The following is a 24,636-nucleotide window of genomic DNA, read 5'->3' as shown; positions in this document are numbered from 1 at the left end:
CTCGCTCCCACAGAGGATCTCCTTATGACGAAGATCCCTTGTGGGAGCGAGCTTGCTCGCGATGGCAATAGTCCAGACAACGCAGGACTAACGGCCTACAAATACTTGTCCGTCACCGCCCCCTCCGAAGCACTGGACACTGTCTTCGCATACTTGGCCAACACCCCGCGCTTGTACTTCGATTCCGGCCGCACCCAGCGGCTCTTGCGCTGCGCAAGCACGGCATCGGAAACATCGACCGTGATCAACCGCGTTTCAGCGTCGATGGTAATCCTGTCACCGTTTTCCACCAGGGCAATCGGCCCGCCCTCAAACGCCTCAGGCGTGATATGCCCCACCACAAAACCATGCGAGCCACCAGAGAAGCGCCCGTCGGTGATCAGCGCCACCTCCTTGCCCAGGCCCTTGCCCATGACCGCTGACGTCGGCGAGAGCATTTCGCGCATGCCCGGCCCGCCCTTGGGCCCTTCGTAGCGGATCACGATCACTTCGCCGGGCTGCACTTCGCCATTGAGAATGCCGGCCAGCGCACCTTCCTCGCCGTGATAGACCCGCGCCGTGCCTTCGAAGCGCAGGCCTTCCTTGCCGGTGATCTTGGCCACGGCGCCGGTGGGCGAGAGGTTGCCGCGCAGGATGACCAGGTGCGAGTCCTTCTTGATCGGCTGGTCGAACGGCCGGATCACGTCCTGGCCGGCCGGGTAGTCGGGCACGCCGGCGAGGTTTTGCGCCAGGGTCTGGCCGGTGACGGTCAGCACATCGCCGTGCAGCATGCCGGCATCGAGCATGCGCTTCATCAGCGGTTGAATGCCGCCGATGGCCACCAGTTCGCTCATCATGTACTTGCCGCTGGGGCGCAGGTCGGCGACCACCGGGGAAACTTTACCCAGCTCGACGAAGTCATCCAGGGTCAGTTCGACATCCACCGCGTTGGCCATGGCCAGCAGATGCAGCACGGCGTTGGTCGAGCCGGCGAGGGCGATCACCACGCGTATCGCATTTTCGAAGGCTTTGCGGGTCATGATGTCCCGGGGCTTGAGGTCGAGCTTGAGCAACTCCATGACCTGCTGCCCGGCGCGGAAACTGTCCGAGGCCTTGTCGCCGCCAATGGCGTCCTGGGAGCTGGAGCCGGGCAGGCTCATGCCCAGCGCCTCGATGGCCGAGGCCATGGTGTTGGCGGTGTACATGCCGCCACAGGAGCCGGGACCGGGAATCGCCACTTCCTCGATCTGCTTGACCTGGATCTCGCTGATGTCGCCCCGCGCGTGCTGGCCCACGGCCTCGAACACGGAAATGATGTCGGTATGCCCGGCCCCCGGCTGGATGGTGCCGCCATAGACAAAGATCGACGGGCGATTGAGCCGCGCCATGCCGATCAGGCAGCCCGGCATGTTCTTGTCGCAGCCGCCGATGGTCACCAGGCCGTCGAAACCCTCGCAACCGGTGACCACCTCAATGGAGTCGGCAATCACCTCGCGCGATACCAGGGAATACTTCATGCCTTCGGTGCCATTGGCGATGCCGTCGGAAATGGTGATGGTGTTGAAGATCACGCCCTTGGCACCGGCGGCATTCGCGCCTTTTTCGGCCTCGAGCGCCAGCTTGTCGATATGCATGTTGCAGGGCGTGACCATGGCCCAGGTGGACGCGATGCCGATCTGCGGCTTGTCGAAGTCTGCATCGGTAAAGCCCACGGCCCGCAGCATGGCGCGTGCCGGTGCGGCCTCCACGCCGTCGATTACTTGAGAGGAGTACTTGCGCAGATCGTCTTTGTCGCTCATGACTTGTCCTCACCGGCTCATCTGAAGACCACTGAGTATAGTCGCCGATCCGCCGTCTCCTCGTGCACCGGCTTCTACGGCACTATCAGTGACCGGACCATCGAGTCGGGAACAGACGCGCGGGTTAGCCTTGTCGTGATATTCTTCGCAACAACTTGGTTTGACCTATTCTGTTTACCTGTCCTCGCGACGGGCGAACGAATCACTGTCGCTCAAGTAGCTGAAGCCAATAAAGATAAAAAGTCAGTTCAGAAGGGACAAAAAACTGGGGTCGATGCGGTTCATCGGCCTTGTGTGCCCACCCTGCAATCCTTGAGTGCCGCATCCGTGACTGCCGTGAAACACGGGGCTGTGCGCATGAGGATGGAGGGGTGGATGGCGTTTTATCATAGGTGCTACAGATGTTTAAGAAAGTGAACACAGCCCTGCTGGGGCTGGCCTTGTCGTTGGGGATGACGACAGCCCAGGCTGAAGAAGCCAAGAAAGTCGACGTACTGCTCATTGGCGGCGGCATCATGAGCGCGACCCTGGGTGTCTGGCTCAACGAGCTGGAACCTGGCACTTCGATGGAAATGATCGAGCGCCTCGACGGCGTCGCCCAGGAAAGCTCCAACGGCTGGAACAACGCCGGTACCGGTCACTCCGCCCTGGCCGAGCTGAACTACACCCCGGAAGACGAGAACGGCAAGGTCTCGATCCCGAAGGCCGTTGAAATCAACGAAGCCTTCCAGATCTCCCGTCAGTTCTGGGCCTGGCAGGTTCAGCAAGGCGTGCTGAAGAACCCGCGTTCGTTCATCAATTCCACGCCGCACATGAGCTTCGTGTGGGGCGATGACAACATCAAGTTCCTGAAAAAACGCTACGACGCCCTGCAGGCGAGCCCGCTGTTCGCCGGCATGCAGTACTCCGAAGACCCGGCTGTGATCAAGCAGTGGGTGCCGCTGATGATGGAAGGGCGTGACCCGAGCCAGAAGGTCGCAGCCACCTGGAGCCCGCTGGGTACTGACGTGAACTTCGGCGAAATCACGCGTCAGTTCGTTGCACACCTGCAAACCACGCCGAAGTTCGACTTGAAGCTGTCCAGCGAAGTGCAGGACATCACCCGCAACGAAGACGGCAGCTGGCGCGTCAGCTACAAGAACCTCAAAGACGGCAGCAAGACCGAAACCGACGCCAAGTTCGTGTTCATCGGCGCCGGCGGCGGTGCCCTGCACCTGCTGCAGAAGTCCGGCATTCCTGAAGCCCAGGAATACGCAGGCTTCCCGGTAGGCGGCTCGTTCCTGGTGACCGAGAACCCGACCATCGCCGAACAACACCTGGCCAAGGCCTACGGCAAGGCTTCGGTGGGCGCACCGCCGATGTCGGTTCCGCACCTGGACACCCGCGTGCTGGACGGCAAGCGCGTGATCCTGTTTGGCCCGTTCGCGACCTTCAGCACCAAGTTCCTCAAGGAAGGTTCGTACCTGGACCTGCTGACCACCACGACCACCCACAACGTGTGGCCAATGACCAAGGTCGGCATCAAGGAATACCCGCTGGTCGAGTACCTCGCCGGCCAGCTGATGCTGTCTGACGAAGACCGCCTCAACGCCCTGAAGGAATACTTCCCGAACGCCAAGGCTGAAGACTGGCGCCTGTGGCAAGCCGGCCAGCGCGTGCAGATCATCAAGCGTGACGAAGCTGCCGGTGGCGTGCTGAAACTGGGCACCGAAATCGTCGCTTCGCAAGACGGCAGCATCGCCGGCCTGCTGGGCGCCTCCCCAGGCGCATCGACCGCCGCACCGATCATGCTGACCGTGCTGCAGAAAGTGTTCAAGGACAAGGTCGCGAGCCCTGAGTGGCAGGCAAAACTGCACCAGATCGTACCGAGCTACGGCACCCAGCTGAACAACAGCCCCGAGAAGGTTGCTCAAGAGTGGGCCTATACCGCCAAGGTACTGGAACTGACTCCGCCACCAGCGGTGATTGCGCCGGCTGTGAAGCCAGTGACTGTCGATACGGATGCGAAGGCACCGAAGGCTAGTGCTGCGAGTGATATGGCTCTGTAATTAGACGCCGGATCAAAAAAAGCCCACTGAATCGGCGACGGTCAGTGGGCTTTTTTGTGGGCGATGGTACAGGCAATGCTTTGACTCCGGAGTGTCTACGACGGCCTTTACGGGGTTTTCTGTCATCAATTGTCAAGTCGCTGACGCTCAATGAGAAGCAGGCAGTTTGGCCCTGAGGATACTGGTTTGTTTACCGACCTGGGTAACGCGAAACCGTAAGTCTGAGACCTCTCCGCCCTGGCGGGAATATGGGCGGCGTTCCGACTATGGACGAACTTGCGCTGCGTTTAGTCAGTCAGCGCGCGTTTTCGTTAACGTCCATCGTCGGAACGCCGCCCGGAGCAGGCTCGCTCCCACAGTAGTCAGTTGCATCTCGATAAAACAATCATAGAGAGCGCAGAATGAAGTTCAGTTTTATAGACAGCCGCCAGCCGAGCCGTCGGCGGGTTTTACGCGATGCTTTCACGTTGGCGTTGGCGGCTTCGCCGGTGGCAAATCTCGCCAGGGCCGCCGAGGAAAACACTGAAGAAGTGACCTTTGCCGCGGGCCCGCGACCATTGGTGCAATACCCGCAAAAACGCCCGTTGACCCTGGTGACCACGCGCCCGCCGCACCTGGAGACGCCGTTCTCTGTCTTCAATAAAGGGGTCATCACGCCCAATGACGCGTTTTTCGTGCGTTACCACCTGGCCAATTTTCCGACCAGCATCGACCCGGACAGCTACCGCCTGACGATCAAGGGCTTGGTCGATACGCCGCTGTCGCTTTCCCTTGCCGAACTCAAGGCGCTTGCCGAGCCGGTGGAGGTGGTGGCCGTCAATCAGTGTTCGGGCAACAGCCGTGGCTTCTCGATGCCGCGGGTGTTCGGCGCTCAGTTGGGCAATGGCTCAATAGGTAATGCGCGGTGGCTGGGGGTGCCGCTCAAGGCGGTACTGGAAAAGGCCGGAGTGAAAGCCGGTGCCAGGCAAGTGACCTTCCGTGGACTCGATAAACCCGTGCTGCCGAGCACGCCGGAGTTCATCAAGGCGCTGGACATCAGCCATGCCATGGACGGCGAGCCGATGATCGCCTGGTCGATGAATGGAACCGACCTGCCATTTCTCAACGGTTACCCGATTCGTCTGGTGGTGCCCGGTTATTTCGGCACCTACTGGGTCAAGCACCTGAGTGAGATCGAAGTCGTCGACCATACCTACGACGGCTTCTTCATGGCCAAGGGGTACCGGGTTCCGGATAACGATTGCCTGTGCATTGCCCCCGGCACCACGGCGGCGAACACCCAACCGATTTCCAGATTGCCGGTGCGCAGTTTCATCACCAGCGTCAAACACGGCGATGTATTGCCGCTGAACCAAAGCCTGGTGCTCAAGGGCATCGCGTTCGACGGCGGCGCCGGGGTCAACAAGGTCGAGGTGTCGATCGATGGCGCAGCCACATGGCGCGAATCCACCCTCGGGCAGGACCTGGGCCGTTTCTCCTTTCGTGAGTGGACGCTGCCGATCACCTTTACCCGCAAGGGCGCCACTCAGTTGATGGTGCGCGCCAGCAACAGGGCCGGCGAGACGCAACCACTGCAAGCGGACTGGAACCCCGGTGGCTACCGCCGCCACGTCGTCGAAACCCGCCACGTGACCGTCGCCTGAGGAGGGCTGCATGAAAATTTTGACCTCCCTGCTGTGCGCCGCCCAGGTTTGCCTGATGACCCTGGCTGACGCCGCGCCACTTTCGATCACCTTGCCGCCCGAGACGGCAGTGTTCAAACCCAGTTCGCTGCCTGGTTACCCATTGGCGCAGCAGAAGTGCTCCACCTGCCATTCGGCCGACTACATCAATTTCCAGCCGCCCGGCATGAGCCTGGCACAGTGGACTGCCGAAGCGGGCAAGATGCAGCACGTGTACGGTGCTCCGATCAGCGACCGGGACGTGAGTGTGATCGGCGCCTACCTGGCGGCGACCTACGGCAGTGCCAAGGCCACCGACGCCGATGTCCAGGCAGCCTCGAACCCGCCAGTGGAACAGCCGCCGACGGTATCGGTGGCAAAAGTGGCTTCGGCCTTGCTCAAGGACAACGCCTGCCTGTCCTGTCACGCAATCGACCATAAGGTCGTCGGCCCGGCCTATCACGATGTGGCGGTCAGGTATGCCAATGACCCCCAGGCCTTGGTCCGGATAATGTCCAGCATTCAGCACGGCGGCAGCGGGAAGTGGGGGGAGGTGCCCATGCCGCCCTTCGCGCAGTTGAGCCCGGACGACCTGAAAAGCCTGGCGACGTTCATCATGAGCCAGTGAGCCTGATGCAAAAAAGCCCACTGACCGTCGCCGGTTCAGTGGGCTTTTCTGTGAGTGCGATTTGTTCAATCCATCTAGGGATTGGCGGCACTGAAGCGCTTGAGAATGTCCTGGTACATTTTGGTCCGCCGGTGATCCCGGCCATATCCGCCAGCAGCGGCGACGGTGCCGGCCTGGACATGGTCCAGGTACTTGAAGATTTTGCCGGGGGACAGAAACACCACCTTGTAGCCGAGGCCGATCGCGCGGTCTTGCAGCTCATAACCGGGCACCCGGTCATCGATCTGAAAATGCAGACCCTGCTGCTTCATCAGCCTGCAATTCCACAGGGTGCAAAAGCTTTTCAGGTAAGTCTCGGTGTAGGGCTTCGGTTCTCTTGAACGCAGGCCCAGGGACAGTTTCAGGCGACGCAAATGGTGTTTTGCGAAGCGTGAGGTGAAGCGCCAGACAGTCCTTGGCAACCCGCGATTGAGCTGCTCGGTGCAGCCGACCGCGATGACATTTTGGTCTCTGGCGCAGTGTTCCATCATCAGCGCAAAGATGTTGGCATCGAAGACGAAGGTGTCGGTGTGCATCAGGAACAGATGGTCGGTATTGATCCTGGCCAGCGCCATGTCCAGTGCCTTGCCATGGGCGATATGGCCCGGCTCTTTGGTGGGGGCATCGCGTTCGATCAGGTTGATCCAGTCCAGTGAGCGCAGATACTCGACGCTGGCGTCCGCCGAATCGTTGTCCACTACCCAGACTGGAATCCCGGCTTTGCGTGCAGGCTCACGCAAAAGGTCCAGGCAGATCCTGGTCAGATCGAGGGTTTTGTAATTCACCAGCACGATGCTGAACGGCGGTTTGGCGCTTGTATCGACACGGGCCATCTTCGAAATGCTCGACTACCTGAAAGCCTCGAAGACTAAACAGGCAACCTTAGCCCAAGCTTAATTTCACCTGGGCGGGTTGGCCTTTTGCATTCAGGCGGTCTCGATACGCCTAGGGTTTGGCCTGGTTTTTCAGCTTCTCTTCGATTTTCGCATCGACTGCCGCGCGAATCTGGTCAACGCTGAAACTGGCAGGCTTCTGGCTCGGCGGGTACTCGATGAAGGTCTGCAGGAAGCGCGCCGCCTTGGCCACACCCGCGGCCATCAGGTAGGAGTTTTTCACCAGCCAGTCGTTGTACTGATCCGAGACCAGGTCAGCCCGCTCATACGGGTCCATGCGCAGGTTGAACAGCTTCGGCACACGCAGTGGCACGAACGGGCTGCTCCACACCGCAAAGCCACCGGGTTCGCGCTGTTCGGCGAAGACCACTTTCCAGTTGTCGAAGCGCATGGAAACCAGCACGCCGTCGTCGTTGAAGTAGTAGAACTCGCGGCGCTCGCCTTTAGGCTGTTGACCGGTCAGGTACGGCAACTGGTTGTAGCCGTCCAGGTGCACTTTGAAGTTGTTGCCACCCGAGGTCGGTGCCCAACCCTTGAGCAGCTTTTCCTTCACGTCGGTTTCGCCCGCGGCTGCCAACAGGGTCGGGAACCAGTCCATGCCCGAGAACATTTCGTTGGAGACTTCACCGGCCTTGATCTTGCCCGGCCAACGAATGATCGCCGGCACGCGGTAGGCGCCTTCCCAGTTAGAGTTCTTCTCGTTACGGAACGGCGTGGTCGCTGCGTCCGGCCAGGAGAACTGGTTCGGTCCGTTGTCGGTGGTGTAGACGACAATGGTGTTGTCGGTGATTTTCAGGTCATCGAGGGTCTTCAGCAGTTTGCCGACATCGCCGTCGTGTTCCAGCATGCCATCGGCGTAATCGTTGCCGGGCATGCCGCTCTGGCCCTTCATCGAATCGCGCACGTGGGTGAACAAATGCATGCGTGTGGTGTTCATCCAGACGAAGAACGGTTTATCGGCCTTCGCTTGTTTCTCGATGAAGGATTGAGCGGCAGCCGTGGTTTCGTCGTCGATGGTTTCCATGCGCTTGGCGGTCAGCGCACCGGTGTCTTCGATCTTGCCGTCGGCGTAGCTGTGGATCACGCCGCGCGGCGTCCTGGCCTTGACGAAGTCAGGGTCATCCTTGGGCCAGTAAGGGCGCTCGGGCTCCTCTTCGGCGTTGAGGTGATAGAGGTTGCCGAAGAACTCGTCGAAACCGTGGTTGGTCGGCAGGAACTCGTCCTTGTCACCCAGGTGGTTCTTGCCGAACTGGCCGGTTGCATAACCCTGGGACTTGAGCGCCTGGGCAATGGTGATGTCGCGTTTTTGCAGGCCGATCGGCGCGCCCGGCACGCCCACCTTGGTCAGGCCGGTGCGCAGCGGTGACTGGCCGGTGATGAACGACGAGCGCCCGGCGGTGCAGCTGTTCTCCGCGTAGTAGTCGGTGAACAGCATGCCTTCGTGGGCGATGCGGTCGATGTTCGGCGTCTTGTAGCCGACCACGCCCATGGAATAGGCGCTGATGTTGGTCTGGCCGATGTCATCGCCGAAAATTACCAGAATGTTGGGTTTGTCAGCGGCATTCGCCGCCATTGCCATGACCGTTGTCGCCGCCAGGGCGAGTTTCGGCAGCCACTTTTTTATGCGAGTCATCTGACTGGCTCCTTGTTGACGGGCGTCGCGCAGGGCGACAGGTTCCGATATTCAAGGGGTGCCAGAAACAACACGCCACCCGTATCAGGTGGCGTGGCCGTCGATATGCAGCACCGCGCCGGTGACGCTGGCACCGGCACCGCTGGCCAGCAGTAACAAGGGGCCGTTGAGTTCTTGCAGGACGGCTTCCTTGCCTCGACCGGCCGCGATGACGTTGACGCGAATGCGGTGCGGCGTCAGCGATTGGGCCATGGCGCGGCTCATACGGATCAGGCTGCTATTGGCGCGCAGGCACGGGTTCGGCTCGCTGATGGGGCGCGGCGGCGGGTCGATGTTGACGATGCTGCCACCGCGTTCGGCCCGTATCATGTGCAGGCTGGTGCAGTGGACGATGTGATTGTTCAGGGCAACATGCTCGCGCTCGGCGCTGTTGTTGATCAGCACATCGACGCTGCCGAATCGTTGCTGCACGGTGTCCAGTGCGGCTTCTATGCTCGGTCTGCGGGCGCTGTCGAGGCTGACGACCATGACTTCGCCACCTTCCCAATGCAGGTCGGCCGCCAGTTGCTCCAACTGCGAAGGGTGCTGGCCGCCGAGGGCCACACGGGCGCCGGCGAGGCTGATCAGGCGGGCGAAATGCGCGCCCAGGCGGGTGCTGGCATCGGCCACCAGAACGGTCTTGCCGGCCATGGAAAACGGCTGCATGGGATCGCTCATGGGCGTGCCTCCGCGGTCATCGGGCGGCGGGTGATCAGGGCTCGTGGGACAGGTATCCCGGGCGACGGAACAGGCGCGGCGCCGAGCATTTTCAACACCAGTTCCGAGTAATGGCGGATGACGGCATCGATGCTCCAGCGACCATCGGCCTGGTACCAGACGCAGGCATGGGTGAGCATGTTGAACAGGGTGCGGGCCATCAGTTTGGGTTCGGCGCAGCTCAGCGAACCTTCCTTGACCCCTTGCTCGAGCAGTTCCTGCAGGGCGCTCAGGTACTGGCGCCGGACTTGGCGGACCTGCTCCAGATCCTCTTCGGCGAGGCTTCTGAACTCCAGGTTGCCGAGCATGGCCTCGTCCTGGTGTTCCAGGTGATAACGCACGTGGCAGGCGATGAAGGCGAGCAGTTTGATATCGGCGGTCGCGGACTTTTTGGGGCGACGCCGTGCCCACTCCCGAGACACACCTTGGAAATACTCGAGAATCAGCTCCAGCAGCAGTTCGTTTTTGCCTTTGTAGTAGAGGTACAGCGTCGAGGCGTTGATGCCAGCTTCAGTGGCGAGCTGGCGCAGGCTCATCGAGCCGAAGCCGTTGCGCGAGATCAGTTTGATGGCGGCCAGGCGGATGTTGCTTTCAGTCATGTTCATGGGAGTGATCCTGCGGTCATCAAAACTCAAACGAAGTTGTGGCGGAGGAGCTTTTGTGGCGAGGGGGCTTGTCGGAATGCCGCACCACCCCGTTCGGCTGCGAAGCAGTCGTGTCTCTGCCCATTCGCAACAACTGACAGATTGTCGGGGGCCGCTGCGCAGCCCAACGGGGGCAAGCCCCCTCGCCACAGTGGTGGTTGTTTATCTATATTGCTTATTGCAGATTGCCAGCGACCGCGATGGTCTGCGCCGTGATGTAGTTCGACTCCGGCGAGCAGAACAGGTACACCGCATCGGCCGCTTCCTGCACGGTGCCCGGACGACCCAGCGGGTTGCGTTGGGCGAACGACTTGGCGGCTTCCGGGCTGATGCCGACACGGATGTCACGACCTTCGATGTTCACCGTGGCGCCGGCATGGGCGTCGGCCTTGGTCATGCGGGTTTCGATGAAACCGAAGGCCACAGCATTGACGTTGACCTTGAAACGACCCCATTCGCGCGCCAGCGCACGGGTCATGCCGATGACGCCGGCCTTGGCCGAGGAGTAGTTCATCTGCCCGGCGTTGCCGTTGAGGGCCGACACCGAAGAAATGTTCACCACTTTGCGGAACACCTCGCGCTCTGCCGCCACATCGGCCTGGGCCTGGGCCTTGATGATCGGGTAGGCGGCCCGCAGGATGCGGAAGGGCGCGGTCATGTGGCAGTCGAGAATGGCGTACCACTGCTCGTCGCTCATCTTCTGGATCACATCGTCCCAGGTGTAGCCGGCATTGTTGACGATGATGTCGATGGCGCCGAAGTTGTCCATCGCGGTCTTGACGTAGCGGTCGCCGAAGTCCGGGGCGCTGACGTTGCCGTGGCAGACGGCGGCTTCGCCACCCAGCTTGCGGATCATTTCAGCGGTCTCGTGGGCCGGGTCGGCGTCAAGGTCGTTGATCACGATGCGCGCGCCTTCGCTCGCCAGTTTCAGGGCGATCTGTTGACCGATGCCACGACCGGAACCGGTGACCAGTGCGACTTTGCCTTCGAGTTTTGCCATGGGGTGTTGCTCCTCAGTGATCAGTTTTGTTTACAGAGCGATCACGGCGTCGCCAACGATCTTGGTCTCGCCGTATTGATTGGTGGTGCGCACTTCGACCTTGATCCGTTGCTCGCCCTCGACCTCGAAGCGCTCGACGACAGTGCCGGTGCAGGTGATCTGGTGACCCAGGTGGGTGATGCCGAGAAAGCGCACGCCGAACTCGCGCAACTGGCGCTGATCAACCCATTGGGTCAGCAGGCGACCGAGGTAGGCCATCGACAACATGCCGTGGGCGAACACGTCGGGCATGCCGGCCCGGCGGGCGTAATCGGTGTCGATGTGGATGGCGTTGTGGTCACCCGACGCACCGGCGAACAGGGCCAGGGTGGTGCGGTTGATCGGCGGCAAGGCCAGGGGTGGCAGGGTGTCGCCGACGTTGATTTTTTCCAGGCTAATCGCGTTCATCAGTGTTCTCCGCTTCAGCTGTTGCGCTGCACAAGCACGCTGCGCAGGTCCGCAACGTGCTCACCGTGCTGATTGGTGACCCGGGTTTCGCGCACCACGAATTCCAGGGCGCCGCCTTTCTTGTCGTAGATGTCGGCGATGCGCACATCGAAGCGCAAGGTGTCGCCGGCATGGGCCATGCGGTGATAACGGAAGGATTCTTCGCCGTGCAAAATGCGCGCGGTGACGATGCCCAGTTCGTCACGCCAGGCGTTCGAAGGAATCTGGAACTCCAGCGAGAACAGAAAGGTCGGCGGCAGCGGCAGGTTGGGATACCCGGCATCGCGTGCGGCCTGTTCGTCAAAGTAAACCGGGTTGGTTTCACCGGTGGCCTTGGCGAAGAAGCGCAATTGCCCGGCTTCGGCGGTCACGAGGAAAGCGGGCAGTTGTCTGCCGATGTGTTTCTTGTCGATCATCGAAATGGCTCCTAAGCTCTGCGGGCGCGTCAGTTTTTCTGGTAAACGGTGACCACGCAGGCGCCGCCCAGGCCGAGGTTGTGCTGCACCGCAATGCGCGCGTCCTGCACCTGGCGTTGTTCGGCGGTGCCGCGCAATTGGTGGGTCAGTTCAAAGCACTGGGCCAGTCCGGTGGCGCCCAGCGGGTGGCCTTTGGAGAGCAGGCCGCCGGACGGATTGGTCACCCATTTGCCGCCATAGGTGTTGTCGCCATCGTTGACCAGTCGCTCGCCGCCGCCCTCGGCGCACAGGCCCAGGCCTTCATAGGTCAACAGTTCGTTCTGCGCGAAGCAGTCGTGCAGTTCGATGACGTCGATGTCCTGGGGGCCGATGCCGGCCTGGTTGTAGGCGATATCCGCCGCCATGCGCGTCATGTCGAATCCGACCACGCGGATCATGTCCCTGGCGTCGTAGGTGCTCGGCAGGTCAGTGGTCAGCGCCTGGCCTGCCATCAATACGTCGGTGCGCAGGCCGTGCTTTTTCGCGAACGCTTCGGACACCACGATGGCCGCGGCAGCACCACAGGTCGGCGGGCAGGCCATCAATCGCGTCATCACGCCTTCCCACAGCATCGGGGCGGCCATGACTTCTTCGCTGCTCACCACGTTGCGGAACACCGCCAGCGGGTTATTGGCGGCGTGACGGCTGGCCTTGGCGCGGATCTTGGCGAAGGTTTCCAGTCGGGTGCCGTACTTGTGCATGTGCGCGTAGCCGGCGCCGCCGAACTGGCGGATGGCATTGGGCAGGTCAGGCATGCCGATCAGTTCGTTGGCCAGCACCAGGGCACGTTCGGTGGCCGGTGCGCGATCGGTCCAGGCGGATTTCAAGGCACCCGGGTTCATGTGTTCGAAACCAAACGCCAGGGCACAGTCCACCGCGCCGCTTTGTACCGCCTGGCGAGCGAGGAACAGGGCGCTGGAGCCGGTGGCGCAGTTGTTGTTGACGTTGATCAGCGGGATGCCGGTCATGCCCACGCGGTACAAGGCTTTCTGGCCGCAGGTGGAGTCGCCGTAGACATAACCGGCGTAGGCCTGCTGGATGTCATTGAAATCCACACCCGAATCGGCCAGGGCCTGGCGGATCGCCTGTTCACCCATGACGTCGTAGGGCTCGTTGGTTCCCGGTTTCTTGAACTGGATCATGCCGACGCCAGCAACGAACACTTTATTGCTCATCGTTGTTTTCCTTGTTGTTTGAGAGGTTCAGAGCTTGCGCGCGATCATTTCGCGCATGACTTCACTGGTGCCGCCGTAGATGCGATTGACCCGTGAGTCGACGAAAGCGCGGGCGATCGGGTACTCCATCATGTAGCCGTAGCCACCGTGCAGCTGGACCATGTCGTCGATGCATTTCCACAGGGTCTCGGTGGTGAAGAGCTTGGCGATGGCCGCTTCTTCCAGGGTCAGGCGCCGGCGCATGTGCTCGCCCAGGTAGTAGTCGACCATCACCCGCATGGCGGTGGCCTGGGCCTTGATATCGGCGAGCTTGAATTTGCTGTTCTGGAAGTCCCAGACGGTCTGGTTGAAGGCCTTGCGGTCCTTCACGTACTCGAGGGTCTGCTCCAGCAGGCGCTCCAGCTTGGCGGCGGCGGACACGGCAATGGAGAAGCGCTCCTGGGGCAGTTCGCCCATCAGATAGGTAAAGCCCAGGCCTTCCTCGCCGAGGCGGTTGCCGACGGGCACGCGGACGTTGTCGAAGAACAGTTCGGAAGTATCGGCGGCGGCCTGGCCGACTTTCTCCAGTTTGCGCCCGCGCTTGAAACCGGCACGGCTGGCTTCCACGGCGATCAGGCTGATGCCCTTGGCGCCGGTGGCCGGGTCGGTCTTGCACACGACGATGACCAGGTCGGCGGTCAGGCCGTTGCTGATGAAGGTCTTGCTGCCGTTGATCACGTATTCGTCGCCATCGCGCACGGCGGTGGTGCGCACGGCCTTGAGGTCGCTGCCGGTACCGGGCTCGGTCATGGCGATGGCCAGGATGATCTCGCCAGAGCAGATGCCGGGCAGCCACTTGTGTTTCTGTTCTTCGTTGCCGCAGCGATTGATGTACGGGGCGATGACGTCCGAATGCATGCCGAAGTAGGCGCCACTCACGCCGGCCCGGGCGAACTCCTCGTTGAACACCGCGCAGTGACCGAAATCACCGCCGCCACCACCGTATTCGGTGGGCAGGGTGATGCCGAGCAAACCTTCGCGGCCGGCCTTGAGCCAGGTTTCGCGGTCGACCTGGCCGGCCTTGTCCCAGGCGGCCTGGCGCGGCAGGCATTCACGCTCGAAAAAACGGCGCACGGTGGTGCGGAACATCTCATGGTCGTCGCGGAAAACGGTTCGGGCGATATGCACGCAAGACTCCTCAAACATGGCAGGCCGGCCTTGGGCCGAGCGCTTACGCAAGGCGCGGACTGCGCCTGTGATCTGAGGGTTACGATAGGTTGGGGGGCTGATACGAACGCCACCCGAGGCGGGTGGCGGGGAGAGAATTTGACGGCGGGAGAGGAACACCAAGGACCCTGTGGGTGCGGGCTTGCCCGCGAAAGCGGTGTGTCATTCGACATCCATGTTGGATGTAGTGGCCTCTTCGTCGGATCGCCGCCCGGAGCAAGCCCGCTCCCACAGGGTTTATCGATTGTCTGGGGACTGCGATTCAAGATCCCGCACCCGCGCCACCGCTTCATCGCGGCTGCTGACGCCGAGCTTGCTGTAGATATGGCTCAGGTGCCATTTCACGGTTTCCGGCGAGAGCCCCAAGGCGCGGGCGATTTTCTTGTTGGGCAGGGCCTGGGCCAAGAGGCGCACGACTTCGATTTCCCGCTCGCTCAACGGTTCGATCCCGGCCGTCAACGGTTTGCTGGTGGCCGTTGTCGCAGGTTTGACCTTCGAGATCGCCGGGGTCGTGGCCTCGGCCGCCTGCAAGCGCTCGACATAAAACGCCAGCACCGGGTCCAGGACTTCGCGGGCGGCGATATCGCAGATCAGTTTCAAGCCATCCGGATGGGCGTCGAGGAGGCTGCGCACCAGGCCAAAGCGTTGACCTCGGCGCAAGGCTTCGATGATTTTGATCCGTGCCCGTTCATGGTTGCCGCGTTCGGACTCGATCACGGCGCTGAGCACCAGCAGGCGCGTTGCCCCGAGTTGGCGACGATGCCGGTCGCAGGTTTCGATCAATCGCTCTATGCGATCGCAAGCCCCGTCCAGATCACCCTGGATCAGTTGCCAGCGAGCGCGGGCATTCTCGGCCAGGATGTGGATTTCCTTCAGGGCCGTGTGCCCGGCATCCGGGTGACGCGCGTCGATGGCTTCCAGGCGCGCCAGTTTGGCCTGGGCTTGTGCCGTCTCCCCGAGAATCAGCAACCAGCGCACTTGCCAGGTCAGGCAGTAGGCTTGCAGGCGCTCCAGACCGAGTTTGATCGCGTACTCATCCAGCCGCTCGACAAACGCCAGGGCTTCTTGATGGTTACCTGCCAGCCATTGCACGTTCCATAACACTTGCAGCACACGCAGGACGGAATCGGGAATCGAAATCCGTTCGAGAATGTCGATCCAGCCCGAGAGCATTTTGAACGCGGCGTCGACATCGTTGGTTTCGTACAGCACCTCACCGAGCAGCGCGGCGGAGAGATAAGTCGCGTCGGCACCGGCCTTGCCACATTGGCCGGCCTCATGCAGCACGTCGCGGTAAACTCTTTCCGCCTGAGTCATCTGGCCTTCAAGGGCCAGGCTCAAGCCAATCATGCAACGACCCTGAAGGCTGCCGGCCGTGGTCCCCAGCAGCGGTTCGCCATTGATCAGCAGGTTCGGCCGGTCGAGTTGTACCTGCCGGGCCTTTTCGTATTCGCCGCGGTGCATGTACAGCCAGGACAGGATGTTGGCGCAGGAGCCGATGGCCACGCTGTTGCTGCCCGGCGGCGGGTTGAGCAGTTGCGGCAGGACCGTCATGGCCGCGTCGGTGTCATCCCGTTGCAGGGCCAGGGAGGCGCGCAGCAGCGAGATCATGAAGTGGTCATGGACTTCGCTCTCGGGAACGTCGCGAAACAGCTGTTCGAGGCTGGCGGTGCAGGCCACGAAATCCCTGGCATACAGCTGCATTCGCGCCTTGAGGATGCGCAGCTTGACCCGGGCCTGTACCTGTTCGACCGGCAACAGCCGTACCAGCTCGATCAACATGCGCAGGTCGCCATGGGCGTAGAGCGCCTCGGCGTGTTGCTCCACCAGGTCGGCGGCGGCAGCCGGGTCGCCGCCCATGACCGCATGGTGCACCGCTTCATCCAGGTGATGGTGGTCACGGAACCAGTGCCACGCCCGCACGTGCACCGCGTGTTGCTCGGCCTTGCTGCGGGAGTCGAAATACTTGAGCAGGGTTTCGCGCAACAGCGGGTGCAGGCGATACCAGGTTTCACGTTCGGCGCTGTCCACCGGGATCAGGAACAGGTTGTCCCGCTCCATGCGCGTCAGTAGTGCATTCGCTTCGGCAACCGCCTGGGGGTGGCCGCTGAGAGCGGCGCACAACGAGGCGCAGAATCGGTTGCACACGGCCATGAGCAGCAGCAGGTCGAGGTCGGTCGGCGACAGGTGAGACAGCACTTCGACTTCGAAAAATTTGGCGAAGGCTTGATCGTCCCGCAGCTGCGGGTGCACTGACGTGGCGTCCGGGGTGGCAGGCGGGCGGTTCTTTTTGCGGCTGACAGCGAGCAGTTGCAGGCCGGCGACCCAACCATCTGTCAGCTCATGCATCATCCTGGCGTCACGGGCATTGACCTCGCCCAACTGCGCCTTGAGGAACTGTTCGGACTCGATCGCCGTGAAGCGCAAGTCCCGCAGGTTCAGCTCGAGTACCAGTTCCTGGCTGCGCAACCGCGCCAGGGACAACGGCACGGCACTGCGCGATACCAGCGCCAAATGCAGGTTGGCCGGGGCGTAGTCGATCAGCCATTGCAGGGCCTGGTGAATGCCCACGTCGGTCAGGTGGTGCAGGTCGTCGAGTACCAGCACCAGTTCACGGCCACGGCTGGCAATGCTGCGCACCAGGGTGATGACGGTGCGCTCAACGGCCTCGCTGTCGATGCCGCGACCTTCCAGTTGAGTCGCGTCCCGCACCAGCGCCGGGTCGATTTGGCCGAGGCTTGCCAGCAGGTAGTCAAGAACACGCGTCAGTTCGTTGTCGTCCGCCGACAGCGTCAGCCACGCCACGTCGAACCCCAACGGCAACAGCGCCTGGCGCCAGGCGATCAGGGTCGAGGTCTTGCCGCAGCCGGCCGGCCCCTTGAGCACGATGCAGCGCAGGCGTCGGGCCTTGAGCATTTGATCCTGCAGGCGTTCGCGGGAAATCAGGCGCCCGGTGCTGCGCGGCGGAATCAGTTTGGTGCTGACGATCGGGGACTGAACCGGATTGAAGACCTGGCTGGCATGGGGGTCCGATACATTGGACTTGCGGTGTTTATCCATGGGGCTGTCCGATTCTTTCTTGTTTTGTGAGTGCGTCGAATCTCATCGAGTGTAACCCAGAGCATGGGGGGCATGACCCTGTCTTTGGCGGCCACCACCCGATGCGGGTGGTGGTCGTCGATCAACGGATTGATCTACTGGAAGGCACAACAATAGGAGTGCTGTGGCGCTCCGTCAGAACAGTGGAGCGTTGGCAATGGGCGTATTGAGTGGCATTCGGGTGGTGGAGTTTGAGGCAATCGGGCCGGCGCCGTTTGGCACCATGCTGTTGGCCGACATGGGGGCCGACGTGGTGCGCATCGACCGCCCGCAGAAGGCCAGTGACCTGGGGCCGAAGCTGGAAGGCAAACGTGCCGATATTACCGGGCGCAATCGGCGTTCGGTCACCCTCGATTTGAAACGCCCAGACAGTGTCGCCGCTGCGCTGGAACTGATCGAACGTGCCGATGTGGTGATTGAAGGGTTTCGCCCCGGCACGATGGAGCGCCTGGGTCTTGGCCCTGACATCGCGTTCAAGCGCAATCCACGCCTGGTCTACGCGCGGATGACTGGTTGGGGGCAGACCGGCCCGATGGCCGACCGCGCCGGGCATGACCTGAACTACATCGCCTTGTCAGGTGTGTTGTCGAGCATCGGCCTGGCCGGTGGGCGACCGGTGCCGCCGCTGAACCTGGTGGGCGACTACGGCGGTGGCGGCATGCTGCTGGCGATGGGCGTGCTGGCGGCACTGGTCAACGTGCAGCGCGGCGGCGCCGGCCAGGTGGTCGACGCGGCCATGACCGAAGGTGCGGCGCAACTGGGCTCGGTGATCTGGGGCCTGCTGGCCGGCGGGCACTGGAAAGAACAGCGCGGCAGCAACCTGCTCGATGGCGGCGCGCCCTGGTATGACACCTACGAAACCCGCGACGGCCAGTACATGGCAATCGGGCCGATCGAGTCGCGCTTCTATGCGCAGATGCTGGAAATTCTCGGACTCTCCAACGCCGACCTGCCCAATCAGCACGACCGGGCTGGCTGGCCGCGGCTGCGTGAGGCCTTCACCGCTGCGTTCCTGGGCCGCACCCGCGAGCAGTGGGTGGCCGCGTTCGAAGGCAGCGACGCTTGCGTTGCACCGGTGCTGGGGCTTGTCGAAGCCGCCCGGCATCCCCACGGCGTTGCCCGTGGCAGCTTCATCGAGGTTGACGGGGTTGTGCAACCGGTCCCGGCTCCGCGTTTCCTGGGCACGCCATCGGCGCAACCGCAACCCGCCCCCGAGCGTGGCGAACACGGCGGCGACGCACTGCGCGACTGGGGGTTCGACACAGCGGCCATCGAGCGCTTGCGTGCGCTGGGTCTGGGATGGCGCGCCTGAACGCGTGCGCCCCGAAAAAACATAAAGATCCGTGCAGCGCAGGAGTCATCCATGGCCATTCAGTTCAAGATCATCGATCACGTGGCACTTGTCACGCTCGATGCGCAACAGTCGAATAACGCGCTGACCCTCAGCGATTTGATGCACCTGCGCAAGACCCTGGGCGCCTGCCAGGATGACGAACAGGTGCGGGTCATCGTCCTGACCGGTGCCGGCGAGCGTGCATTTTGCAGCGGCGCGAGCCACCAGGAGTCGCTGCTGGCCGCATCGGGTTTCGTCGCCGGCACCCTCAAGAGTCGCGAGACCGAAGCCGAGGAGGGGGGCTACAGCCGACTGTTCGACCTCAGCGACCTGGACATCTGGAAACCGGTGGTTGCCGCCATCAATGGTGCCTGCCTGGGAGGCGGTCTTGAGCTGGCGCTGCAATGCGATCTGCGCATCGCTTCGTCCAGCGCTACGTTCGGCTTGCCTGAAGTGTGCGACGCGACCATTCCGGCGGCCGGCGGCGTGCAATACCTGCTGCGTGCGATTCCGGCGGCACACGCGATGAAAATGGCCCTGACCGGGGAGTCGATCGGCGCACAGGAGGCTTTGGACATCGGTTTGATCATAGAGCTGCTGCCCCAGGACCGTCTGCTGCCAGCGGCGCTGGATCTGGCCGGGCGCATTGCCGCCAATGGCCCGCTGGCGGTGCAGTCGATCAAGCGCCTGGCCTTGCAGACCGCCCACCTCGCACCCCGGGATTTCGTCACCCAGGCCCATCTGCACTGGGGTTTGCTGCGTGACAGCGAAGATCACGCCGAGGGGCGCATGGCCCAGGTCGAACAGCGTTCACCGAAGTACACCGGCACCTGACGCAACAGGCAAGCGCCGCATTCGTCCTGCCCTGACAACAATAATTTACAGGAGACCCCCATGTATTTGACCCAAGGCCTGCACCGCGTGTTGCAGCAACGTCCCCATGCCGTGGCGACGGTCTTTCGCGACCGCCGCCGCACCTATGCCGAACTGGCCGAGCGGGTGGCTCGTCTGGCCGGGGCCTTGCAGCAACTGGGGATGCAGACCGGCGACCGCGTCGGCCTGCTGGGCCTGAACTCCGACCGATTCCTTGAGTATTTCCTGGCGACCTGGTGGGGCGGCGGCGTGGTCAACCCGGTCAATATACGCTGGAGCGTGCCGGAAATCGTCTACTCGCTGGACGACTGTGACACGCGCATCCTGCTGATCGACGACACCTTCCTGCCCATGGCCGAAAACATCGCCGACAGCGCCAAGGTACGGCCTTTGCTGGTTCACATCGGCGACGGGCCATTGCCGCAAGGCATGCTGTCCTATGAGCAACTGATTCGTGAAGCTACGCCGGTGGACGACGCCTTTCGCGGCGGTGATGACCTGGCGAGCATCATGTACACCGGCGGCACGACCGGCCGGCCGAAGGGCGTGATGCAGTCGCACATGAACCTGTGGACCGCTGCCGTGGCCCGCGCGGCCGATGTGCCAGTGCCGGCGGATGCCCTGACCCTGCACATCGCGCCGATGTTCCACCTGGCGGCGCTGTCGCGGGTCATCCTGATCTCGCTGCTCGGTCTGCCGAGCATTTTCGTCCCGGCCTTCGATGCCCTGGACGTGATGCGTACCATCGAGCGCGAGCGCATCACCGATATCCTGATCGTGCCGACCATGCTTCAGGTATTGATCATGCACCCGGATTTCGCCAGACATGACCTGAGCTGCCTGCGCAGTCTCACCTACGGTGCCTCGCCGATTGCCGTGCCCTTGCTGGAGCTGGCGCTCAAGGCGTTGCCGAATGTCGAGTTCACCCAGGGCTACGGCATGACCGAAGCGGCGCCACCGATTTGCGCCAACGGACCGGAAAACCATAGCGTCGAGGGCATCGCCAATGGCCGATTGCGTTCTGCCGGGCGCCCCGGGCTGGGCGTGACCGTGCGCATCGTCGACGAACATGACAACGAGGTGCCGCGCGGCACGGTCGGCGAAGTGCTGGTCCGTGGCCCGAACATCATGCTCGGCTACTGGAACAAACCCGAAGAAACCGCCCAGGCCCTGCGTGGCGGCTGGATGCACACCGGCGACGGCGCCTACATGGACGACGACGGCTATGTCTACATCGTCGACCGCTTCAAGGACATGATCGTCAGCGGTGGCGAAAATGTTTATTCGGGTGAAGTCGAAAGCGCGATTTCCAGTCACCCGGCCGTCGCTGCCTGCGCAGTGATCGGCATTCCGTGCGCGCAGTGGGGCGAAGCGGTGCATGCGGTGATCGTGCTCAAGCCCGATCACGAAGCCGCGGGCGCCGCGATCATCGAGCATTGCCGGCGGCAGATCGCGGGCTACAAGACGCCGAAGTCGGTCGAGTTCCGCACTGCGTTGCCGCTGTCTGGCGCTGGCAAGGTGCTCAAGCGCGATCTGCGCGAACCGTTTTGGGCCGGCAAGGACCGGGGTGTCAGCTGATGCCACAGGTGAACGGTGGCGCATTGATTCCCGAGGGCTTCTGCGCGCTGGAACAACGCTCGGGTTTTTTGCGCTGTTGCGGCGACTTTTATGTGCATGAAACGCTGCCCATCCTGGCGGTGCGTCTCGAACCGCAGCATCTCAATTACGTGCGCATCGCCCACGGCGGCTTTCTCGCCACGGTGGCGGACAGCGCGTTCGGCGTCATTTTGCGGCGCCATTCGGTGTCGCAGTCGGTGGCAGTGACGGTCAATCTGAACGTCGATTACCTCGGTCCGGTGCGCGAAGGAGACTGGCTGGAGGCGCATGTGCAAGTGCTCAAGAGCGGCGGCACCTTCATCAACGCCAACTGCCTGTTGAAGGTCGGCGAGCGCCTGGTGTTACGTGCCAACGGCGTCTTCACCCCGTGGAAGGGCCAGATGCCATGTACATGACCCAATGCCTGCAGCGCACATTGCAACAAAATCCGGATCAGCTCGCGACGGTTTTCGGTGATCGCCGTCGGACCTATCGACAGTTTGGTGATCGTGTCGCTCGCCTGGCCGGTACCTTGCAGAATCTGGGCATGGCGGCCGGCGATCGGGTCGGCATGCTGGCGCTCAACTCCGACCGCTACCTGGAATACATCATGGGCGTGTGGTGGGGCGGTGGGGTGCTCAACCCGGTGAACATCCGCTGGAGCGTGCCGGAGATCGTCTATTCGCTGGACGATTGCAGTACCGGCATCCTTATCGTCGATGAACACTTTGCACCACTGGCCGAGCAGATCCGCAGGAGTGCCCGCCATGCGCCACGGTTTATCTATGCAGGCGAGGGCGAAGTGCCGGTGGGCATGCTGGGTTTCGAGCAATTGATTGGCCAGATCGCGCCGGTCGAGGATGCCGGGCGTGGCGGTGAAGACCTCGCCTGCATCATGTACACCGGCGGCACCACCGGGTTTCCCAAGGGCGTGATGCAGTCGCACTTGAACCTGTGGTCGGCGTGCATGCCGCGCATGGTCGACATGCCGCCGATCCGTGACGGTCGACTGTTGCACGTGGCGCCGCTGTTCCACGTCGCCGGCATGGCTCGGGCACTGATTCAGTTCATGGCCGGTGAAAGCCATGTGCTGCTGTCGAATTTCGACGCGGCCCAAGTGCTGCAGGTGATCGAGCGGGAACGGATCACCGAGACGCTGCTGGTGCCGACCATGATCCTCGCGCTGCTGGCCCATCCGGACTTCGATCGCCATGACCTCAGTAGCCTGAAACGCCTGACCTACGGTGCGTCACCCAGCGCTGGCGAAATGGTGGAGCAGGTATTGGCCCGGCTTCCGGATCTCGAGCTTTCTCATTCCTACGGGCTGACCGAAGCCTGCCCGGTGGTGTCGAGCAATCTGCCGTGCAATCACACGCCGCAGGCACGCAAGAGTGGTCTGTCGCGTTCGGTCGGGCGCGGCGGGTTGGGGGTCAACGTGAAGATCGTCGACCCGCAAGGTCAGGAAGTTGCGCGTGGCATGGTGGGCGAGATCATCGTGCGCGGGCCGAACATCATGCAGGGTTACTGGAATAAGCCCGAGGAAACCGCCAAGGCATTGCGCGATGGCTGGCTGTTCACCGGCGACGGAGCGTACATGGACGAGCAGGGATACCTGTTCATCGTCGACCGCTTGAAGGACATGATCGTCAGCGGTGGCGAGAATGTTTACTCGGCGGAAGTCGAAAACGTATTGGCGCGGCACCCGGCCGTGGCGCTGTGCGCGGTGCTCGGCGTTCCCCATGAACAGTGGGGCGAGGCGGTGCACGCGGTGGTGGTGCGCAAGCCCGGTGCCCAGGTCGATGCCGAGCAATTACGCAGGTACTGCCGCGAGTTCATCGCACCCTACAAATGCCCGAAAACCGTCGAATTCCGCGACGAACTGCCGCTGTCGGCCGCCGGCAAAGTCCTCAAGCGCGAACTGCGCAAGTAGCCAAACCACCCCCCTGTGGGAGCGAGACTGCTCGCGAAGGCATTATGACATCCAGCAATGATGTTGACTGATCCACTGCTTTCGCGAGCGCTCCCACAAGGGTCTGTGTGCCTCCCCTGAACTCCATTGTTCACCCCATCGCAATCGCTACCCGATCCGGGTGGCTTCACGACCCACCCCCCGCCAATACAGTGGTTCCACGAACCAGGCGCAAGCCTTGCCTGGCAACCCACTGGAGATCCCGATGCATATCAACCGTACCGTCTACCGTGAAGACCACGAAATGCTGCGCGACACCGCGCGGCGTTTCTTCGAGCGTGAGTGTCTGCCCAAACAGGCGCAGTGGGACGAGGCCGGGCAGGTCGACCGGGAAACCTGGCTCAAGGCTGGCCGCCATAACCTGTTGTGCCTCACCGTGCCCACCGAATATGGCGGTGGCGGTGGTGATTTCGGGCACTCGGCGGTGTTGATCGAAGAGCTGTACCGCGCCGGGGTTTCGGGCTGGAGCCTGGGCGTGCATTCGGACATCGTCGCGCCCTACATCGTGCGTCTGGGCACCGAAGAGCAGAAGCAGAAATGGCTGCCGAAAATCTGCACCGGCGAAACCGTACTGGCCGTCGCGATGACCGAGCCGGGCACCGGTTCCGACCTCAAGGCGATCCGCACCACCGCCGTGCGTGACGGCGACGAGTGGGTGATCAACGGCAGCAAGACCTTCATCAGCAACGGCCTGACCTGCGACATGGTGGTGGTCGTGTGCAAGACCGACCCGAGTGCCGGGGCCAAGGGCTGCAGCCTGATCATGGTCGAGTGCAATCGCGAGGGTTTCCGCCGTGGCCGCAAGCTGGACAAGGTCGGCCAGCACGCTGCCGACACCGCCGAGCTGTTCTTCGACGATGTCCGTGTGCCGGTGGGCAACCTGCTCGGTGAAGAAAACAAGGGCTTCATGCACCTGATGGAGGAGCTGCCGCAAGAGCGTCTGGTGATTGCCCTGTATTGCGCCGCCAAGCTCGAACGCCTGCTGGAGCAGACCGTCGAGTACGTGAAGGACCGCAAGGCGTTCAACCAGACTGTCTGGGACTTCCAGAACACCAAATTCAAGCTCGCGGACATCAAGGCCCAGGCCACGGCCGTGCGCCTGACCATCGACCACTACATCAGTGAGCACATGCGTCGTCGCCTCACGGTGCAGGAGTCGGCCATCGCCAAGCTCTTCGCCACCGAAACACTGTGGAAGTGCATCGACGACATGGTCCAGCTGCATGGCGGCTACGGCTACATGATGGAGTACCCGATCGCCCGCGCCTTCGTCGACATGCGCGTGACGCGTGTCTTCGGTGGCACCAGCGAAGTGCTGCGCGAACTCATCGCGCGCCAGTTGTGATTCCTTTCCCCGCATTTTT

At 62.4% G+C, this 24,636-nt stretch carries 20 protein-coding genes; 9 read left to right on the top strand and 11 right to left on the bottom strand.

Annotated elements, in window-relative coordinates; all coding sequences use genetic code 11:
- Positions 1–95 precede the first annotated feature (95 nt).
- Complete coding sequence (ilvD, locus tag Q8X48_RS21115; RefSeq protein ID WP_407801870.1) at positions 96–1,778, bottom strand: dihydroxy-acid dehydratase; 1,683 nt, start codon at positions 1,776–1,778, stop codon at positions 96–98.
- A 401-nt stretch (positions 1,779–2,179) separates the two neighbouring features.
- Between ilvD and mqo the strand changes: the two genes are divergently transcribed.
- From mqo to sorB, 3 genes are all read left to right on the top strand, one after another.
- Positions 2,180–3,826: a malate dehydrogenase (quinone) gene (gene mqo, locus Q8X48_RS21110; protein WP_407801869.1), complete on the top strand. Its 1,647-nt coding sequence runs from the start codon at positions 2,180–2,182 to the stop codon at positions 3,824–3,826.
- Positions 3,827–4,227: 401 nt separating this feature from the next.
- Positions 4,228–5,469 (top strand): SorA family sulfite dehydrogenase catalytic subunit, encoded by a 1,242-nt coding sequence (gene sorA, locus Q8X48_RS21105; protein ID WP_407801867.1) that lies wholly within the window; start codon positions 4,228–4,230, stop codon positions 5,467–5,469.
- Positions 5,470–5,479: 10 nt separating this feature from the next.
- On the top strand, positions 5,480–6,115 hold the full coding sequence (gene sorB, locus Q8X48_RS21100) for a SorB family sulfite dehydrogenase c-type cytochrome subunit (protein WP_407801866.1): 636 nt from the start codon (positions 5,480–5,482) through the stop codon (positions 6,113–6,115).
- Between the two features lie 74 nt (positions 6,116–6,189).
- Here the strand turns inward: sorB and Q8X48_RS21095 are convergent, their stop codons facing one another.
- From Q8X48_RS21095 to Q8X48_RS21050, 10 genes are all read right to left on the bottom strand, one after another.
- Positions 6,190–6,987: a glycosyltransferase family 2 protein gene (locus Q8X48_RS21095; protein ID WP_407801865.1), complete on the bottom strand. Its 798-nt coding sequence runs from the start codon at positions 6,985–6,987 to the stop codon at positions 6,190–6,192.
- 112 nt (positions 6,988–7,099) lie between these two features.
- Positions 7,100–8,680, bottom strand: a complete 1,581-nt coding sequence (locus Q8X48_RS21090) for an arylsulfatase (protein WP_407801864.1) — start codon at positions 8,678–8,680, stop codon at positions 7,100–7,102.
- An 84-nt stretch (positions 8,681–8,764) separates the two neighbouring features.
- Positions 8,765–9,397 carry an SDR family NAD(P)-dependent oxidoreductase gene (locus Q8X48_RS21085; protein ID WP_407801863.1) on the bottom strand — a complete coding sequence of 211 codons (633 nt, stop codon included), beginning with the start codon at positions 9,395–9,397 and terminating at the stop codon, positions 8,765–8,767.
- The gene (locus Q8X48_RS21080) at positions 9,394–10,041 is read right to left on the bottom strand and encodes a TetR/AcrR family transcriptional regulator (RefSeq protein ID WP_407801862.1); all 648 of its coding nucleotides are present in this window, start codon (positions 10,039–10,041) and stop codon (positions 9,394–9,396) included. Before Q8X48_RS21080 ends, Q8X48_RS21085 begins: the two co-directional genes overlap by 4 nt.
- 214 nt (positions 10,042–10,255) lie before the next feature.
- Positions 10,256–11,080: an SDR family NAD(P)-dependent oxidoreductase gene (locus Q8X48_RS21075; RefSeq protein WP_407801861.1), complete on the bottom strand. Its 825-nt coding sequence runs from the start codon at positions 11,078–11,080 to the stop codon at positions 10,256–10,258.
- A gap of 30 nt (positions 11,081–11,110) precedes the next feature.
- Positions 11,111–11,527: a MaoC family dehydratase gene (locus Q8X48_RS21070; protein ID WP_217837960.1), complete on the bottom strand. Its 417-nt coding sequence runs from the start codon at positions 11,525–11,527 to the stop codon at positions 11,111–11,113.
- Positions 11,528–11,541: 14 nt separating this feature from the next.
- On the bottom strand, positions 11,542–11,982 hold the full coding sequence (locus Q8X48_RS21065) for a MaoC family dehydratase N-terminal domain-containing protein (RefSeq protein WP_407801860.1): 441 nt from the start codon (positions 11,980–11,982) through the stop codon (positions 11,542–11,544).
- Positions 11,983–12,011: 29 nt separating this feature from the next.
- Entirely contained in the window at positions 12,012–13,196 is a 1,185-nt protein-coding gene (locus tag Q8X48_RS21060) for a lipid-transfer protein (RefSeq protein ID WP_407801859.1), read from the bottom strand.
- A gap of 27 nt (positions 13,197–13,223) precedes the next feature.
- Entirely contained in the window at positions 13,224–14,381 is a 1,158-nt protein-coding gene (locus Q8X48_RS21055) for an acyl-CoA dehydrogenase family protein (RefSeq protein WP_407801858.1), read from the bottom strand.
- 258 nt (positions 14,382–14,639) lie between these two features.
- The gene (locus tag Q8X48_RS21050; protein ID WP_407801857.1) at positions 14,640–17,462 is read right to left on the bottom strand and encodes a LuxR C-terminal-related transcriptional regulator; all 2,823 of its coding nucleotides are present in this window, start codon (positions 17,460–17,462) and stop codon (positions 14,640–14,642) included.
- 196 nt (positions 17,463–17,658) lie between these two features.
- On the opposite strand from Q8X48_RS21050, the gene Q8X48_RS21045 reads away from it, so the two are divergent.
- From Q8X48_RS21045 to Q8X48_RS21020, 6 genes are all read left to right on the top strand, one after another.
- Positions 17,659–18,813: a CaiB/BaiF CoA transferase family protein gene (locus Q8X48_RS21045; protein WP_407801856.1), complete on the top strand. Its 1,155-nt coding sequence runs from the start codon at positions 17,659–17,661 to the stop codon at positions 18,811–18,813.
- A 51-nt stretch (positions 18,814–18,864) separates the two neighbouring features.
- Positions 18,865–19,668, top strand: a complete 804-nt coding sequence (locus Q8X48_RS21040) for an enoyl-CoA hydratase/isomerase family protein (RefSeq protein WP_407801855.1) — start codon at positions 18,865–18,867, stop codon at positions 19,666–19,668.
- Between the two features lie 60 nt (positions 19,669–19,728).
- Positions 19,729–21,285, top strand: a complete 1,557-nt coding sequence (locus tag Q8X48_RS21035) for an acyl-CoA synthetase (RefSeq protein WP_407801854.1) — start codon at positions 19,729–19,731, stop codon at positions 21,283–21,285.
- Entirely contained in the window at positions 21,285–21,719 is a 435-nt protein-coding gene (locus Q8X48_RS21030) for a PaaI family thioesterase (protein WP_407801853.1), read from the top strand. The genes Q8X48_RS21035 and Q8X48_RS21030 overlap by 1 nt, the downstream gene beginning before the upstream one ends.
- A complete protein-coding gene (locus Q8X48_RS21025) occupies positions 21,710–23,233 on the top strand; it encodes an acyl-CoA synthetase (RefSeq protein WP_407801852.1) in 1,524 nt (507 codons plus the stop codon). Before Q8X48_RS21030 ends, Q8X48_RS21025 begins: the two co-directional genes overlap by 10 nt.
- Positions 23,234–23,477: 244 nt before the next feature.
- The gene (locus Q8X48_RS21020; RefSeq protein ID WP_217837967.1) at positions 23,478–24,617 is read left to right on the top strand and encodes an acyl-CoA dehydrogenase family protein; all 1,140 of its coding nucleotides are present in this window, start codon (positions 23,478–23,480) and stop codon (positions 24,615–24,617) included.
- Positions 24,618–24,636: the final 19 nt, after the last annotated feature.

The sequence above is a fragment of the Pseudomonas sp. QLc11A genome (assembly GCF_052112305.1).
GTDB lineage: Bacteria > Pseudomonadota > Gammaproteobacteria > Pseudomonadales > Pseudomonadaceae > Aquipseudomonas > Aquipseudomonas laurylsulfatiphila.
The sequence above is the reverse complement of the archived record's forward strand: the minus strand, read 5'-3'. Positions and strand labels throughout refer to the sequence as shown.

What these genes read in the sequence shown, in the direction of transcription:
- ilvD (WP_407801870.1), bottom strand. Translation starts at nt 1,778, where the DNA reads ATGAGCGACAAAGACGATCTGCGCAAGTACTCCTCTCAAGTAATCGAC.
- mqo (WP_407801869.1), top strand. Translation starts at nt 2,180, where the DNA reads ATGTTTAAGAAAGTGAACACAGCCCTGCTGGGGCTGGCCTTGTCGTTG.
- sorA (WP_407801867.1), top strand. Translation starts at nt 4,228, where the DNA reads ATGAAGTTCAGTTTTATAGACAGCCGCCAGCCGAGCCGTCGGCGGGTT.
- sorB (WP_407801866.1), top strand. Translation starts at nt 5,480, where the DNA reads ATGAAAATTTTGACCTCCCTGCTGTGCGCCGCCCAGGTTTGCCTGATG.
- Q8X48_RS21095 (WP_407801865.1), bottom strand. Translation starts at nt 6,987, where the DNA reads ATGGCCCGTGTCGATACAAGCGCCAAACCGCCGTTCAGCATCGTGCTG.
- Q8X48_RS21090 (WP_407801864.1), bottom strand. Translation starts at nt 8,680, where the DNA reads ATGACTCGCATAAAAAAGTGGCTGCCGAAACTCGCCCTGGCGGCGACA.
- Q8X48_RS21085 (WP_407801863.1), bottom strand. Translation starts at nt 9,397, where the DNA reads ATGAGCGATCCCATGCAGCCGTTTTCCATGGCCGGCAAGACCGTTCTG.
- Q8X48_RS21080 (WP_407801862.1), bottom strand. Translation starts at nt 10,041, where the DNA reads ATGAACATGACTGAAAGCAACATCCGCCTGGCCGCCATCAAACTGATC.
- Q8X48_RS21075 (WP_407801861.1), bottom strand. Translation starts at nt 11,080, where the DNA reads ATGGCAAAACTCGAAGGCAAAGTCGCACTGGTCACCGGTTCCGGTCGT.
- Q8X48_RS21070 (WP_217837960.1), bottom strand. Translation starts at nt 11,527, where the DNA reads ATGAACGCGATTAGCCTGGAAAAAATCAACGTCGGCGACACCCTGCCA.
- Q8X48_RS21065 (WP_407801860.1), bottom strand. Translation starts at nt 11,982, where the DNA reads ATGATCGACAAGAAACACATCGGCAGACAACTGCCCGCTTTCCTCGTG.
- Q8X48_RS21060 (WP_407801859.1), bottom strand. Translation starts at nt 13,196, where the DNA reads ATGAGCAATAAAGTGTTCGTTGCTGGCGTCGGCATGATCCAGTTCAAG.
- Q8X48_RS21055 (WP_407801858.1), bottom strand. Translation starts at nt 14,381, where the DNA reads ATGTTTGAGGAGTCTTGCGTGCATATCGCCCGAACCGTTTTCCGCGAC.
- Q8X48_RS21050 (WP_407801857.1), bottom strand. Translation starts at nt 17,462, where the DNA reads ATGGATAAACACCGCAAGTCCAATGTATCGGACCCCCATGCCAGCCAG.
- Q8X48_RS21045 (WP_407801856.1), top strand. Translation starts at nt 17,659, where the DNA reads ATGGGCGTATTGAGTGGCATTCGGGTGGTGGAGTTTGAGGCAATCGGG.
- Q8X48_RS21040 (WP_407801855.1), top strand. Translation starts at nt 18,865, where the DNA reads ATGGCCATTCAGTTCAAGATCATCGATCACGTGGCACTTGTCACGCTC.
- Q8X48_RS21035 (WP_407801854.1), top strand. Translation starts at nt 19,729, where the DNA reads ATGTATTTGACCCAAGGCCTGCACCGCGTGTTGCAGCAACGTCCCCAT.
- Q8X48_RS21030 (WP_407801853.1), top strand. Translation starts at nt 21,285, where the DNA reads ATGCCACAGGTGAACGGTGGCGCATTGATTCCCGAGGGCTTCTGCGCG.
- Q8X48_RS21025 (WP_407801852.1), top strand. Translation starts at nt 21,710, where the DNA reads ATGTACATGACCCAATGCCTGCAGCGCACATTGCAACAAAATCCGGAT.
- Q8X48_RS21020 (WP_217837967.1), top strand. Translation starts at nt 23,478, where the DNA reads ATGCATATCAACCGTACCGTCTACCGTGAAGACCACGAAATGCTGCGC.